General features: G+C 60.6%; 14 protein-coding genes. 8 read left to right on the top strand and 6 right to left on the bottom strand.

Annotated elements, in window-relative coordinates; genetic code table 11:
* Window positions 1-49: 49 nt before the first annotated feature.
* From VF629_RS24455 to VF629_RS24445, 4 genes are all read left to right on the top strand, one after another.
* Window positions 50-1,753 carry an ABC transporter substrate-binding protein gene (locus tag VF629_RS24455; RefSeq protein WP_331061138.1) on the top strand — a complete coding sequence of 568 codons (1,704 nt, stop codon included), beginning with the start codon at window positions 50-52 and terminating at the stop codon, window positions 1,751-1,753.
* A 3-nt stretch (window positions 1,754-1,756) separates the two neighbouring features.
* Entirely contained in the window at window positions 1,757-2,827 is a 1,071-nt protein-coding gene (locus VF629_RS24450) for an ABC transporter permease (protein ID WP_331061137.1), read from the top strand.
* Window positions 2,794-3,795 carry an ABC transporter permease gene (locus VF629_RS25860; protein ID WP_414653932.1) on the top strand — a complete coding sequence of 334 codons (1,002 nt, stop codon included), beginning with the start codon at window positions 2,794-2,796 and terminating at the stop codon, window positions 3,793-3,795. Before VF629_RS24450 ends, VF629_RS25860 begins: the two co-directional genes overlap by 34 nt.
* A 430-nt stretch (window positions 3,796-4,225) precedes the next feature.
* Window positions 4,226-4,369 (top strand): hypothetical protein, encoded by a 144-nt coding sequence (locus VF629_RS24445; protein WP_331061136.1) that lies wholly within the window; start codon window positions 4,226-4,228, stop codon window positions 4,367-4,369.
* Window positions 4,370-4,535: 166 nt separating this feature from the next.
* Here the strand turns inward: VF629_RS24445 and VF629_RS24440 are convergent, their stop codons facing one another.
* The 6 genes from VF629_RS24440 to VF629_RS24415 form a co-directional block, all read right to left on the bottom strand.
* Window positions 4,536-5,441, bottom strand: coding sequence for an NAD(P)-dependent oxidoreductase (locus tag VF629_RS24440; RefSeq protein ID WP_331061135.1), 906 nt, complete (start codon window positions 5,439-5,441; stop codon window positions 4,536-4,538).
* A 6-nt stretch (window positions 5,442-5,447) separates the two neighbouring features.
* Window positions 5,448-6,125, bottom strand: a complete 678-nt coding sequence (locus VF629_RS24435; RefSeq protein WP_331061134.1) for a peptidylprolyl isomerase — start codon at window positions 6,123-6,125, stop codon at window positions 5,448-5,450.
* A gap of 71 nt (window positions 6,126-6,196) precedes the next feature.
* Window positions 6,197-7,123 (bottom strand): hydroxymethylbilane synthase, encoded by a 927-nt coding sequence (gene hemC / locus VF629_RS24430; protein ID WP_331061133.1) that lies wholly within the window; start codon window positions 7,121-7,123, stop codon window positions 6,197-6,199.
* 95 nt (window positions 7,124-7,218) lie between these two features.
* Window positions 7,219-8,355: a DNA polymerase III subunit delta gene (locus VF629_RS24425; RefSeq protein WP_331061132.1), complete on the bottom strand. Its 1,137-nt coding sequence runs from the start codon at window positions 8,353-8,355 to the stop codon at window positions 7,219-7,221.
* Window positions 8,356-8,500: 145 nt separating this feature from the next.
* On the bottom strand, window positions 8,501-9,712 hold the full coding sequence (locus VF629_RS24420; protein WP_331061131.1) for a GlmU family protein: 1,212 nt from the start codon (window positions 9,710-9,712) through the stop codon (window positions 8,501-8,503).
* A gap of 185 nt (window positions 9,713-9,897) precedes the next feature.
* Window positions 9,898-10,167, bottom strand: coding sequence for a type B 50S ribosomal protein L31 (locus VF629_RS24415; RefSeq protein WP_035557454.1), 270 nt, complete (start codon window positions 10,165-10,167; stop codon window positions 9,898-9,900).
* 214 nt (window positions 10,168-10,381) lie between these two features.
* On the opposite strand from VF629_RS24415, the gene VF629_RS24410 reads away from it, so the two are divergent.
* From VF629_RS24410 to VF629_RS24395, 4 genes are all read left to right on the top strand, one after another.
* Window positions 10,382-10,828, top strand: coding sequence for a hypothetical protein (locus VF629_RS24410; RefSeq protein ID WP_331061130.1), 447 nt, complete (start codon window positions 10,382-10,384; stop codon window positions 10,826-10,828).
* Between the two features lie 59 nt (window positions 10,829-10,887).
* Window positions 10,888-11,481 (top strand): RdgB/HAM1 family non-canonical purine NTP pyrophosphatase, encoded by a 594-nt coding sequence (gene rdgB / locus VF629_RS24405; RefSeq protein ID WP_331061129.1) that lies wholly within the window; start codon window positions 10,888-10,890, stop codon window positions 11,479-11,481.
* Between the two features lie 101 nt (window positions 11,482-11,582).
* Entirely contained in the window at window positions 11,583-12,209 is a 627-nt protein-coding gene (locus VF629_RS24400) for a uridine kinase (RefSeq protein ID WP_331061128.1), read from the top strand.
* Window positions 12,210-12,409: 200 nt separating this feature from the next.
* Entirely contained in the window at window positions 12,410-12,805 is a 396-nt protein-coding gene (locus VF629_RS24395; RefSeq protein ID WP_331061127.1) for a hypothetical protein, read from the top strand.
* Window positions 12,806-12,945 lie beyond the last annotated feature (140 nt).

The raw sequence follows: 12,945 nt of genomic DNA, 5'->3' as shown, positions 1-12,945 counted from the left end.
CGTGAAGCAGCGCCTTTCCGTTAGCATTCTCGTTTGCGCCGCAATACTCTTGCTAGTATGCAGTTGCGGTAAGAAACGAGCCCAGAACGACGCCATTCGAATACTGTGGGCCCGCGACCCTGAAGCGCTGGACCCCTTGCTGCTCGCCAACCAAGCAGCCATCGATGCAAGTAGTTTGCTACACGTTAGCCTACTCCAACCAGAAGCATCGACCAACCGCATTGCTCCCGCCCTGGCCGAGTCGCTGCCTTCGGTCCAGCTTGTGGGAGACTCGCTTACCCGCTTGGGCTACCGCATTCGGCCGCTGGCGGCCTGGGATACCGGCCAGCCGGTGCTGGCCACCGACGTGGCCTTCACACTCAAGCTGATGTTTTGCCCGGGCATGCCGAACGAAATGCTGCGCAGTCGGTATCGTTTCATCCAAGCCGTGCAGGCAAGCCCCACGTCCCCGCGGGATTTCACCATCGTATGCCGCGGGCAGGCAGTGGAGTACGCCCGCACCTCGGGCGACTTTTTTATCCTCTCCGAAGCCAACCTGGACCCCCGCGGCCTCCTGCGCCGCTACACGCTGGCCGCCTTGCAGCACGAGCCCGCGCCCACGCTGGATTCGGAAGCACAGGCCGTGGTTCAACGCTACCGAGCCGTGGCGACGGGGCCGTCGGCGAGCAAAGTGGCAGGCTGTGGGCCCTACCAATTGATTAGATGGGAGAAAGACCGGTACCTCCGCTTTCGGCGCAAGCCTCGCTGGTGGGCCGACCAACTGCATCCGGCCGCTCCTGCGGTGTTGCGCGCCCGGCCCAAACAGCTTGATTACGTCATTATTCCGGATGCCGCCACCGCCACGCTGGCCCTGCAACGGGGCGATGTGGACGTGTACCCGCAAATGCCAGCCCGCGAGTTTGCCCGACTGCGCGCGTCCGCCACTGGTCCGAAAAGCCTAAATTTTTATTCGACGCCGTCTTTCGACGTGGTGATGGCGGGCTTCAACAACCGCCGCCCGGCGCTGGCCGACCAGCTCACTCGCCAGGCCCTAGCCCGCTGCTTCGACGCCGCGGGCCTGCTGCGAGCTACCCAGATGGGCCAAGGCATACGCACCGCGAGCATCATCAGCCCCATCGACCGCGCTAATTATAACGACAGCCTCGCCCTGATTCCGTTCGACCCCGACGCCGCAACGAAGTTGTTGCGCCAAGCCGGGTGGCAGCGCACAGGTCCCGAAACCACCTGGCGGCGCCAACTGGCCCCCGGGCCGCAGCAGCAACTGCGGCTCACGGTCCGGTACCGAACCGACGAGTCGGCCTTTGCCACAGTGGCGCTGCAGTTCCAAGCAGCGGCAGCCCAAATTGGGATTCCCATCACGCTCCAACCCACCGAATCGGTCGCTTTCACCGCGGCCGCGCAAGCGGGCGACTTTGACGTATACGTGCGCATGCTGAGAGGCAACCCGTTCATGTTCAACTTCATGCCTTTATTTCACTCGCAAGGGGCGGGCAATACCTTGGGCTTTAGCTCGCCAGCCGTTGACCAACTTGTTACGGCCATTAACAAGGCCGCCAATGAAACCGAACGCGCCAAGCTCCTGCGTCGCTTTCAGGCTTTGCTGCAGCAAGAAGCACCGCTGGTTCCGCTGTTCTTTGTGTCGAACCGCGTGGCGGTCAATCGTCGCATCAAGGGCCTGCAAATCACCAGCCTGAAGCCCGGTTACGTCATCACGGAGGCCGAACGCGTCGCCGATGCCCCACCTCAACCGTAGTTGATGGCACAACTGTTATTCTGGCGCCTGGTCCGAACGGCGCTGGCCGTGTGGGCCTTGGCATCCATCGTCTTTTTGCTGAGCCACCGCGATGCTGCGGCCGCGGTGCAGGTGGCCATGCCCGATGCCGCGGAGCTGGGCACCACTGGCAATGCAACGCCCACCATCGGCAACCGGGCCACCGAAGCATCCATCAGCCAACGACTGGGATTGAATTTGCCGCTGTTCTATGCTAGCCGCAGCCCGCGCTCGGGCATTACTTCGGCGGGGTGGCACTGGAATGGGGCGGCCAATCAGTACCACCGGTGGCTGAGTGGACTGCTGCGGGGCAATTGGGGAACCTCTTTCCGCACGGGTCAACCCGTGCTCTCCCGTTTGCGCGACGCCTTGTCCTTCACCTTGCCCCTCACCGGCACGGCGGCTTTGTTGGCGGTGCTGACTGCCCTGGCCCTGGCCCAACGCCTCTCTGTAAAATCGCGCTGGCAAGGCCCGGTGCGCGCATTTTTGGCCGCCGTGCACGGGCTTCCCCTTTTTGTGGTCGCGCTGGCCCTGTTGCTCGTCTTTGCCAATCCGGACGTGCTGGAGTGGTTTCCTGCGTACGGGCTCGACCAACCCTCCGACGTGGAAGCCGGCAGTTGGGAGCGGGTGGGTACCTACGCCATGCACATGGCCTTGCCCATCTTCGCGCTCACGCTCACGGCACTGCCCGAACTGACGCTGCAACTCGATGCGGCACTAACGCAGGAACTAGGCGCCGACTACGCCACCACGGCCCGCGCCAAGGGCTTGGCCGAAGGGGCCGTGGTCCGGCATCACGCCCTGCGCAATGCCCTCTTGCCCACTTTTACCCAACTCGCCGAGCTGCTGCCCTCGTTGGTGGCCGGGGCAGTGGTGGTGGAGGTAATCTTTGCGTTGCCGGGCATGGGACGGCTGCTGGCCGAAGCCGCGGCCTCGCGCGATTACCACATGCTGGTGGGCGGAGTGCTTATCACCGGCGCCGCTCGGCTGCTGGCCCTGGCGCTGGCCGATTTTTTCTATTGGTGGCTCGACCCCCGCATCAGGTGGCAATCGTAACCGTTATTCCGACTTCCTGGCCCCGAAGGCTGGCTGCTCTTTGGCTGGTTGTATTAGTGGTGGTAGCCGCGGCTGCCGGTGTCTTGCCGTTGCCGTTTGCTGCCTCGGTACCCGACTTGGCGCACATCGCGCAGCCACCTTTCCAGCCTGGCGGGCATTGGCTGGGCACCGACCCTCAAGGCCGTGACGTATTGAGCTTACTGGTATTCGGCGCCCGCACGGCCGTCCTGCTTACCGTGCCCGGCGCCGTACTAGCCGCCGCACTTGGCGCCTTGGCCGGCGGCAGCGCAGGCTTTTGGGGCAACGCTTTTCGGCTGCCTGTCCCCCTTTGGCTCCTGCTGCTGGGAAGCTTGTGGTGGGGGCTGCAACTGCCCTGGCCAGTGGTTGGGCTGGCGCTGGGTGCTGTCGGCGCGGGTGGGTGGCTGCTGGCCCGCTTCAGTAAGCGTCCTTCACCGGCATGGTCGGTACCGCTCGATTCGGCGGTGATGGGAATGGCTACCGCACTCGACACCATCCCGCGCTTGGTGCTGGTGGTTAGTATTGCGGCCGGGGCAGGGCTTTCGATGTCTAGTTTACTGGTCCTTTTGGCGTTCACCGCTTGGGCACACCCGGCGCGGCTCGTGCGCGCTCAGATGCTGCGGGTTCGCGCCCTGCCTTTTGTCGAAGCTGCGCAAGCTGCTGGCATTCCGGCCCGCCGGGTGTGGTTATTTCACGCTTTGCCCCACGCCATCCAGCCGTTGCGAACGGCCTTTCCCCTTAGCATAGCGGTCCTTTTGGGGCTGGAAAGCACCTTGTCCTTCTTGGGCATTGGCCTGCCGCCTAACGTAGCCAGTTGGGGCTATTTGCTAGGCACTGTCCGGAGCGAGCCTTCGGCTTGGTGGGCATTCTTATTTCCAGTCATTTGCCTATCTACCAGCATATTGTCTCTTACAATTTTAGCTAGAAGTAAGAATAAAGACGATGGATAGCGTCTATTTACGGCCAAAAGAAGAAGCCTTTTTTTGGTGAAAGCTCGTCCTTTCATTGAAGAGTCCGATGTCACAAACGACGGTTTTTTTCGAGAACCGGCGACCGGCCATGCCCCAAGAGCAGCAAACACAACTAATTGCTTATCAATACCTATCAGTGATTTGTAGAAATACTACATGCCGTTGGTGTGATTATTTTCCGGCAAAAACTTGTGATTTTCTTGTAATGCTGTCCAATTTCTCATGTCTCATTCAAAAGCGTTCTGTCCTTTTTTTAGGCAATATGCTCCAGTAACATTGTATTGCCTTAGAGCCAATTATAAGGACTCTTGGCCAGCCTCTCTCCTCCTCTACCCTCCAGTTAGTCGTTATGTATTTGCTCATTTACCCGTCTTTAACCAGCCCCAGACAGCCTAAAACCCCGAGCCGATTGGCCCGTCCCATTTCCGTGGGTATTGATTTTGTTACTCCCGACGGCATGGTTGTGCCGCGTGCGTTGGGCGAAGCTGCTTTGCTGGGTCGCACCGCCGTGCTGGTGGGTGGCCTGCTGGTGGGTGTGTGGCCCCAATCTTAAGTACTCCCTTTCTACCGTCCAGCTTTTTGCCTTAACGCGCAATCGTTAATCGCCAACCAATTACCGTTCTATCGAGCTTTAACCTCACTCTCACCCTACTTCTACTGCTCACCGGCTACCCCTGTTGAGTTTAAACCCGCCGTCTACCCCGGCGGGTTTTTTTTGGCTAATGGCCAAGGCTTTGGGCCCCCACAATGCCAATTCCTTCGTCAAAGGTGCGGGGGCAATAGCCCAGTTCCCGCCGGGCTTTGTCGATGATGAAGCCCGTGCGGACGGGGCGCCGCGCGGGTTGGGAAAAGGTGCTGGCGTCTACTTTTTCAATCAGGCTTTTGTCGAGCCCAAAATAGTCGGCCACGCGCAAGGCCATGGCGTGGGGCGTGAGCAACTCGTCGCTGCTGATGTGATACAGCCCCTGGGCGCTGTGCCGGGCAATCAGCCAGCACCCCTGGGCCAAGTCTTCGGCCAGCGTGGGGGTGCGCCATTGGTCGGCCACTACTTTGATGGGCTTGCCAGCGCGCAGCGAGTCGCGCACCCACAGCACCAGATTGGTGCGGCCGTAATTGTGGGCCACGCCGTACACCAGCACCGTGCGGGCAATGGCCCAGCGGCCGGGGCTGGCTAGGACCAACTGCTCGGCGGCCAGCTTGCTTTCGCCATAAAAATTGACCGGGCCGGGCACCGCTTCTTCGGCCAGCGGCCCGTGCTCGCCGCTGAAGATGAAATCAGTGCTCAAGTGAGTCAGGTGGATGTCGAGGGCGGCGCATGCCCCCACGAGGTGTTCCACGGCTGTCACGTTTTGCCGCCAGCAGTCGTCGCGGTTCAGTTCGCACTCGTCCACATTGGTCATGGCCGCGGTGTGGACGACGTGGGTGGGGCGCACTTGTGCCAGCACGCGCTGCACCTGCGCAGCATCCGCGACGTCCAGCGGCGCAAAGTGCAAGTCGGGGTAGAGGTCTGCCAGCTTGTTGGCGCCGCGGGAGGTGGCCACCAGCTCTACTTCTGGCTGCTGCCGCAGCAGTTCAACCAGCTTTTGGCCCAAAAGACCGTTGGAACCAGTGACGAGAATTCTCACGGGCGTCTAATTGACCCGGGGCGTTGGCGCCGGGTAGGTATAGCCGTAGTCCTTAGTGATTTTTTTGCGCTTCAGCTTTTCCACTTTCATGGTCATTTTGCTGTCGGCGGTGGGACGGTCGCGGCCGTCGCGGGGCAGGTTGGCGATTTTGTCGATGACGTCCAGCCCCTGAATTACCTGCCCAAAGACCGTGTACTGGCCGTCGAGGAAGTGGGTGCCGTCGTGGTTTTGCACCAGGTAAAACTGCGTGATGCTGCTAGACCGGTTGGGGTTGATGTAGTCGCCTTGGCGGGCCGCCGCCAGGGCGCCGTAGTTGTGCTGGTGGCCGGGAGCCAGCTCGGCCGGGATGGTGGCATCGTTCGGATTGCCCAAGCCGTCGTTGCTGGGGTCGGAGTCTTTGGAATTGGCGTCGCCGCCCTGAATCATGAAATTCGGGATTACCCGATGGAAAGTGGTGCCGTCGTAAAAACCACTCTTGGCCTTTTTTAGAAAGTTCTCCTTGTGCCGCGGGGTGTCATCGAACAAAATCAACCGGATGACGCCTTGCGGGGTCGTGAGCGTAACTACTTCGTCTTTGCTGCTGGGCTTGGGAGACTTGCGCGGTTTTTCGGCCGCGGCGGCAGGCCCGGCCACCCACAGCAACAGCAGCAGCCACAACCCAATTTCACGAATTCTGGAAGTCATAGGTAACAATTGAAAGTGCGAACAAGGGCAAAAATAGGCTGCACAAGCCCTCCACGGCGCTTGCGGCGCGGCTACCCGCGGTGCTCGCGGATGCTCGCCAGGATTTCGCGCCCTCCCCGGGCCAGCACGGCATCGGCCACGGACACGCCCAAAGCGTGGGCATCGCCCGCGGCAGGCACGGCTTGAATTTCCTCCACGTACTCCTCGCCGCTCAAGCTGATGAGGCCCCCGTGCAGGCGCAATTCCCCGCCGTGCAAGGTTGCCAGGGCAAACGACGGGATGCTGCAGCCGCCTTCCATGGTGTGCAGAAAGGCCCGCTCGGCCAGCAGGCAGGTATGGGTGGCGGGGTGGTCGAGCGCCGCTTTGAGCTGGCTTTTGAGGTCTTCGGGAAGCGCGGCCGCGCATTCTACGGCGATGCTGCCTTGGCCGGTGGCGGGCACAAACCGGTCGGCGGGCAGGGTGTAGCGCACCAGGTGCTCGTAGCCCATGCGGTGCACGCCGGCGTACGCCAGCACCAACGCATCAAACTGGCCTTCTTCGAGCTTGCGGAGGCGGGTTTGAAGATTGCCGCGGGCCTCGGCCGTGGTGGCGTCGGGGTAGTAGCGGCGCAGCTGGGCCTTGCGGCGGGTGCTGCTGGTGCCCAGCACGATGCCCGGCTTGTCGAGGGAAAAGCTTTCGTGGTAGCTCAGCACCACGTCGTTCACCTGTTCGCGCTCCAGGAAGGCCAGCAGTTCCAGCTCGCGCGGAATGCTGCTTTGCACGTCTTTGGCCGAGTGCACGGCCAAATGAGTTTCGCCGCGCAGCAAGCTCAGTTCCAACTCTTCGGTGAATACCCCTTTGGAACCGATTTTGGCCAACGACCGGTCTTGCACGGCGTCGCCGGTGGTTTGCATGGGCACAATTTCGGTGGCAAAACCGGCCCGTTGCAGCAGGCTGGCCACGTGTTCGGTTTGCCAAAGGGCGAGGCGGCTGGCGCGCGTGGCGAGGCGAATGGTCATGGAGAGGGTTCGGTTTGAGGGGGCGTTTTGAGTGCGCTGTGCTGCGGGCTGAATGGGTTGGCGGCTGCGCCCCTTTACTCCGCAGCGTTCAACAGTCAAACCCTGAGAAAGCCGCCCAGGCGCAGCGAACTATCCACGAACACCATGCGCGGGTTGGCATTGCGTTCGATGTGATAGTGCGCGTCGGTCAGCTCTTTGGTTAATAAATCGGCGTTGCGCGGCGTCACGAATTTGGCAAAGCCCGTGACGAACTGCTGCTCGCCCGCGGCGAGGTGCGGAACGAATTGCGGGTCGATGCCGAACAGCAACACTTTGCGCACCAAGCCCAGTGAATACGCCAGCATTTCCTTCTGGTTTTCGCGGCCCAGCTTCTGAAATTCCTCGCTTTTCTTTAAAATGTCGGCCGCCTTGCTGCCGTAGTTAAAGCACAGGCGCATCCAGTCGCGGAAAAACTCGAAGTAGTCGTGGTCGGCGTTGGCGTCGCGGCTGGCCAGGGCGGCCCCCAGGCTGCCTTCGGCCAATTGGGCCACTTGGCGGGCTTTCACCTCCGGAACGTGGTATTCGTCGCGCAGGTAAGCCGTGATGTCGTCTTCCGAAAACGGCCGCACCACCACCGGTTGCACCCGGCTGATGATGGTGGGCAGCAATTGCTCGGGCGCAACGCTCACCAGCAGGAAGATGGTGGCGGGCGGCGGCTCTTCCAGCAGCTTGAGCACGGCGTTGGCCGCGGCGGGGTGCATCAGCTCGGGCAGCCAGAGGATGACAATCTTAAACCGGGCTTCAAAGGCTTTCAACGACACCAGCTTCAGGATTTGCACGGCCTCGTCTTTGGAAATGTTGCCCTGCTTGTTCTCGGCCCCGATGTGCTGCATCCAGTCGTTGAGGCCTTGGTAAGGGTTGTCGAGCATAAAGGCGCGCCACTCGGCCATGAACTTGCTGCTTACGGCGTCCTTGGCCACCGTTTTGGTGGTGGTCACGGGCACAATGAAGTTCAGGTCGGGGTGGGCCAGCTTGGCAATCTTGGTGCAGGCCGGGCAATGGCCGCAGCTGTCTTCCCCATCCAAGGCGCGGTCTTCGCAGTTCAGAAACTGCGCATACGCCAGCGCCAATGCCAGCGCCGCGCCGCCCTCCTGCCCGCGAAACAACTGAGCGTGCGCCACGTGCTGCCGCTGCACCGACTGGCGCAGCAGCCGCTTGACAGGAAGTTGGTTGGGAATGTCGGCGAAGGTCATGTTGGGTTTAGGTTCTCGTCATTGATTTCGCACGGAGACAGGCAGAGTAAAAAGAGTTTCACGGAGTCGGGAAGCTGGGCGCCAAAGACCTCCGTGAAACTCTTTTTTACTCATTTTCAACTCCGTGCCAAAAATTGTTAAGGTCTCATGCTTTTTCTCGTTCCCAAACCCGGTCTCTGGCCGTCGCCTCGAACACCGCTTCCATAATGCCTTGCTCTACGGCAGTGTACGCCACGCTGCGCCGGGCCATTGCTCGCTCGGCCACTTCGTTCACTTTGGACAGCTTGAAGGTTTCAAAACCCGCCGCACCGCCCCAACTGAAGCTGGGCACAAACGTGCGCGGCAAGCCCGCCCCAAAAATATTGGCCCCCACGCCCACCACCGTGCCCGTGTTGAACATGGTGTTGATGCCGCACTTGCTATGGTCGCCCATCATCAGGCCGCAGAAGGTTTGACCCGTGTCCACGAAGCGGCCGGCCACGTGGCTCCAGAGCTTCACCGACGCGTAGTTGTTCTTCATGTTGCTGGTGTTGGTGTCCGCCCCCAGATTGCACCACTCGCCAATCACCGAGTTGCCAAGGTAGCCATCGTGCCCTTTGTTGGAATAGCCCAGCAAGATGCTGTTGCCCACTTCGCCGCCCACCTTGCAAAACGGGCCAATGGTGTTGTCGCCGCGCAGCTTGGCGCCTGGGTTCACCTGCGAGCCCTCGCACAACGCCAGCGGACCTTTCAAGATGGCCCCTTCCTGCACCTGGGTATTTTTGCCCAGGTAAATAGGGCCATTTTCCGCGTTGAGAATGGCTGCCCGGATTTTCACCCCCTCTTCGATGAAGATGTTCTCGGCTCCGTACACAATGGTGTGCGCGTCGTTCACCGGCTGCGAAGTACGCCCTTGGGTAAGGAGCGCAAAGTCGCGGCGGATTTCCACGCCGTTGCGCAGAAACAGCTGCCACGGGCGGTCAATGACCGTGACGGGCTCGGCTACTTGGCGGGTTTCTGGAATGCCGTCCTGAATCAGCTCGGCCACCAGCGAGGCATCGGCCACGTGGGCGGCCACCAATAGCTCGTCGTAATACAAGGCTTGGCCCGGCTGCAAGGCCTGCACTTGCCGCGCCAGCAAGTCATCGGGGCACACGGCGCCGTTGATGATGAGGGCCGCGCCGCTTACGTCGCCGGCCGGGAATTTGGCCTGCAAATGCGGCTGCGTGAGGTAGCCCACCGACGCCACCGCCAGCCGGTGCTGCCATTTCTCGGCCAGCGTGAGAATGCCGCAGCGCAGGGCAGCCACCGGCCTCGTAAAGGTGAAGGGCAACAAATGCGGCCGGATGGCCGGGTCGTCGAAAAGCAGAACGTGCATCTAGTTGGTTGTCAGTTGATAGTTGTCAGTTGTCGGGTTTGGGACGGCTTCCGACCGCAAGCAACTCCGCCGGCAAAGTTCGGTTACCGTAAAAAGAAAAGCTCCCGGCAGCTGGGCCACCGGGAGCTTTTAGCGGCTCTATTTTCAGCCTAGTAACTGACAACGAGCAACTGATAACCAAAAATCTATTCTTTGTTGGCGCTGCTCTGCTCTTTCTTGGCGTAGCGGCTGCGGAATTTCTCCACACGGCCGGCGGTGTCGATGAACATGTTTTTGCCGGTGTAGAAGGGGTGCGAAGCACTGCTCACTTCAATTTTCACCAGCGGGTACGTCTTGCCGTCTTCCATCGTAATGGTGTCGGTCGGCTTCATCGTGGAGCGGGTGATGAACTTGAAATCCGAGGAAGTGTCCTGAAACACGACTTCCTGGTACTCGGGATGGGTTTCTTTTTTCATATCGGGGGCCGGTTTTACCAGTTGAACCCTGCCGATTTTGCGGAAGGGACTGCAAAAGTACAGCTTAGCTCCTAAATACCCAACCACCAAGCCAACATTTTCCGGGCGTTGGGCGACGTTAGCACCCGTTGGGCACATTGTTGACTTTATCAAAAGGTCGTACATTTGAAGTCGGCCCACACTCGGGGCCGTGCCGTCGCGCGTGCTGAAATCTGTGCTCATCCGCCGTCTACTCCGCCACTCTGGCCCCCTGGTACTGCTGCTGCTGTGCAGCGTGGCCGCCTACGCGGCTTCGCTCACGCTCTTCATCGCTTCTTACAACGGCACCAGCGTGCGCGTGGATTGGGAAGTGAGCACCGAAACCGACGTCACGGGTTTTGAATTGGCCCGCAAATCGGCCACTGAAACCAGCTTTACCCAGGTGGCCACCGTGGCAGCCAACGGCCAGCGCCGGTACCAGTTCATGGATGCCAACGTGTACCGCACGGTGCCTGGCAGCGGCAGCGCCACTCCCCAGGCCACCACGACAGCCGGCGGCCCCTATACCTACCGCCTCACGGTGCGCGGCGCGCAGGGCGACCAAAGCTACCTCACGGTGCTGGTGGGCACGCCCAGCGCGGTGCAGCGCTCGTGGGGCACCATCAAGTCGATGTTTCGCTAGGGCAGCCCGCATGCCGGGCTTTCGGCCCCACCATTCGTCCTTTCACCCCTCATTCCCGCATGCCGGCCATTGCCCAACTTTGCTTTGCTTCTAACAACGAGCACAAGCTCGCCGAGATACGCCCGCTTCTGCCTGCTGGCCTCACGCTGCTGAGCCTGGCCGACATTGGCTGCCACGAAGAACTGCCCGAAACGCAGGACACTCTGGAAGGCAACGCCCGCCAAAAGGCCGAGTACGTACTGCAACACTACAGCGTGGCGTGCTTTGCCGACGATACCGGCCTGGAAGTAACGGCCCTGAATGGCGCGCCCGGCGTGTACTCGGCTCGCTACGCCGGCCCCCAGCGCCTGGCCGAAGACAACGTAACCAAGCTGCTCCAGGAGCTGACGGGCGCGGCTGACCGCAGCGCCCGGTTCCGCACGGTGGTGGCCCTGGCGGAAGCCGACGGCACGGTGCGCGAGTTTGCCGGGGAAGTGGACGGCCACATTACCGAAGCCGGGCGCGGGGCGCGGGGCTTCGGGTACGACCCCGTGTTTGTGCCGGCCGAAGGCGATGGCCGCACCTTCGCCGAAATGACTAGCGCCGAGAAAAACCGCATCAGCCACCGGGCCCGCGCGGTGATGAAACTGCTCGCCTTTTTGAATGAAGAATGAGGAATGGTTGAACGAGGAATGGTTGGACTCAACGGCAATTTTTTTGTTGCTCATTCTTCCTTTCTCCTTCCTCATTAAGCGAAGCGTTATCTTTGCCCGCTATGCACACCCCGTATCTAATTGGCATTACCGGCGGCAGCGCCTCTGGCAAAACCACGTTTTTGCGCCGACTGTTGGCCGCCTTTCCCGAAGAGCAGATTTGCCTCATTTCGCAGGATAATTATTACCACCCCCGCGAAAAGCAGATGCGCGACGACATGGGGGTTGAGAACTTTGACTTGCCGGCCAGCATCGACGCCGCGGCCTATGCCCAAGACGTGCTCCGCATCAGCCAGGGCCACGAGGTACGCCGCAAAGAATACACCTTCAACAACGCGTCGGCGGTGCCCAAAGAACTGGTGTTTCGGCCGGCGCCCATTGTGGTGGTGGAAGGCATTTTCGTGTTTCACTTCGAGGAGATTGCCAAGCTGCTCGACTTGAAGGTGTACATCGACGCCCAAGAACACGTGAAGCTGCATCGCCGCATCATTCGCGACCGGGACGAGCGCGGCTACGACCTCGCCGACGTGCTGTACCGCTACACCCACCACGTGGCCCCGACTTACGAGCAGTTCATTGCCCCGTACAAGCACTACGCCGACGTCGTGATTCCCAACAACCGCCACTTTGATAAAGGGCTGGAAGTATTGGTGGGCTTTCTGCAAAGCAAGGTTCCGGCAGAATCCTGAACGCAGGCAACTGGCAATTAAAAGCTCAGTGACCATAGGAGAACCTTAGCCACTGCGAGAATTCTATAATATTATGTTCTCTGCATAACATAGAAGTAAAAGCGGATTATATTGGACGCTCAAACTTGAAGGGGCTGGACACTAACGGCTGGTTTCCCCTTAATGATGAGTTTGTACTCTGGTCACTTTCACTTGCTAGTATGAGACGTACACTTCTACGATATTCACGTGTTGCCCTGGTGCTGGCATCGGCGGCGCTGGTGAGCTGCGACAAAAACGGACAGGCAGGCGTCCTGCAGCATCCGCCCGGCAACAAGTCGCTCCGCGGCGAGGTGACGCCCGACAAAGCGTACGGGCAGATGTTCGAAACCACCACCAACAAGCTGAGCGACACCACCTACCTCATCATCACCAAAGCAGAGCGAGGCAGCGTGTTTACGGTGCACACGGGCCCGCTGCCCCTTGCTGACCACGCCGTGTGCTTTGCCAGCACCAACAACTCCGGTTTTCGGGAATGCGTGGAAGAATATTACCAAACCGCCGGCGGCGTAGCGGTGCAAAGCAACGAAGCCGGCTGGTGGGCCACCCCGCTGTAGGGAGTGGGGGAAGGAGGGAGTGAGGGAATGAGGGCAAGGGGGGAAAGCCCGTCATGCAGCGCGCAGCGAAGCATCTCGCGTGCCACCACTAATCCTTTTTCAACGATTGAATTACTGCCCCGAGCGAGATGCTTCGCTGC

Source organism: Hymenobacter sp. (assembly GCF_036388155.1).
Taxonomy (GTDB): Bacteria; Bacteroidota; Bacteroidia; order Cytophagales; family Hymenobacteraceae; genus Hymenobacter.
This window is presented reverse-complemented; position numbering and strand designations above follow the sequence as displayed.

What these genes read in the sequence shown, in the direction of transcription:
- VF629_RS24415 (WP_035557454.1), bottom strand. Translation starts at nt 10,167, where the DNA reads ATGAAAAAAGAAACCCATCCCGAGTACCAGGAAGTCGTGTTTCAGGAC.
- VF629_RS24435 (WP_331061134.1), bottom strand. Translation starts at nt 6,125, where the DNA reads ATGACTTCCAGAATTCGTGAAATTGGGTTGTGGCTGCTGCTGTTGCTG.
- VF629_RS24420 (WP_331061131.1), bottom strand. Translation starts at nt 9,712, where the DNA reads ATGCACGTTCTGCTTTTCGACGACCCGGCCATCCGGCCGCATTTGTTG.
- VF629_RS24425 (WP_331061132.1), bottom strand. Translation starts at nt 8,355, where the DNA reads ATGACCTTCGCCGACATTCCCAACCAACTTCCTGTCAAGCGGCTGCTG.
- hemC (WP_331061133.1), bottom strand. Translation starts at nt 7,123, where the DNA reads ATGACCATTCGCCTCGCCACGCGCGCCAGCCGCCTCGCCCTTTGGCAA.
- VF629_RS24395 (WP_331061127.1), top strand. Translation starts at nt 12,410, where the DNA reads ATGAGACGTACACTTCTACGATATTCACGTGTTGCCCTGGTGCTGGCA.
- VF629_RS24450 (WP_331061137.1), top strand. Translation starts at nt 1,757, where the DNA reads ATGGCACAACTGTTATTCTGGCGCCTGGTCCGAACGGCGCTGGCCGTG.
- VF629_RS24400 (WP_331061128.1), top strand. Translation starts at nt 11,583, where the DNA reads ATGCACACCCCGTATCTAATTGGCATTACCGGCGGCAGCGCCTCTGGC.
- rdgB (WP_331061129.1), top strand. Translation starts at nt 10,888, where the DNA reads ATGCCGGCCATTGCCCAACTTTGCTTTGCTTCTAACAACGAGCACAAG.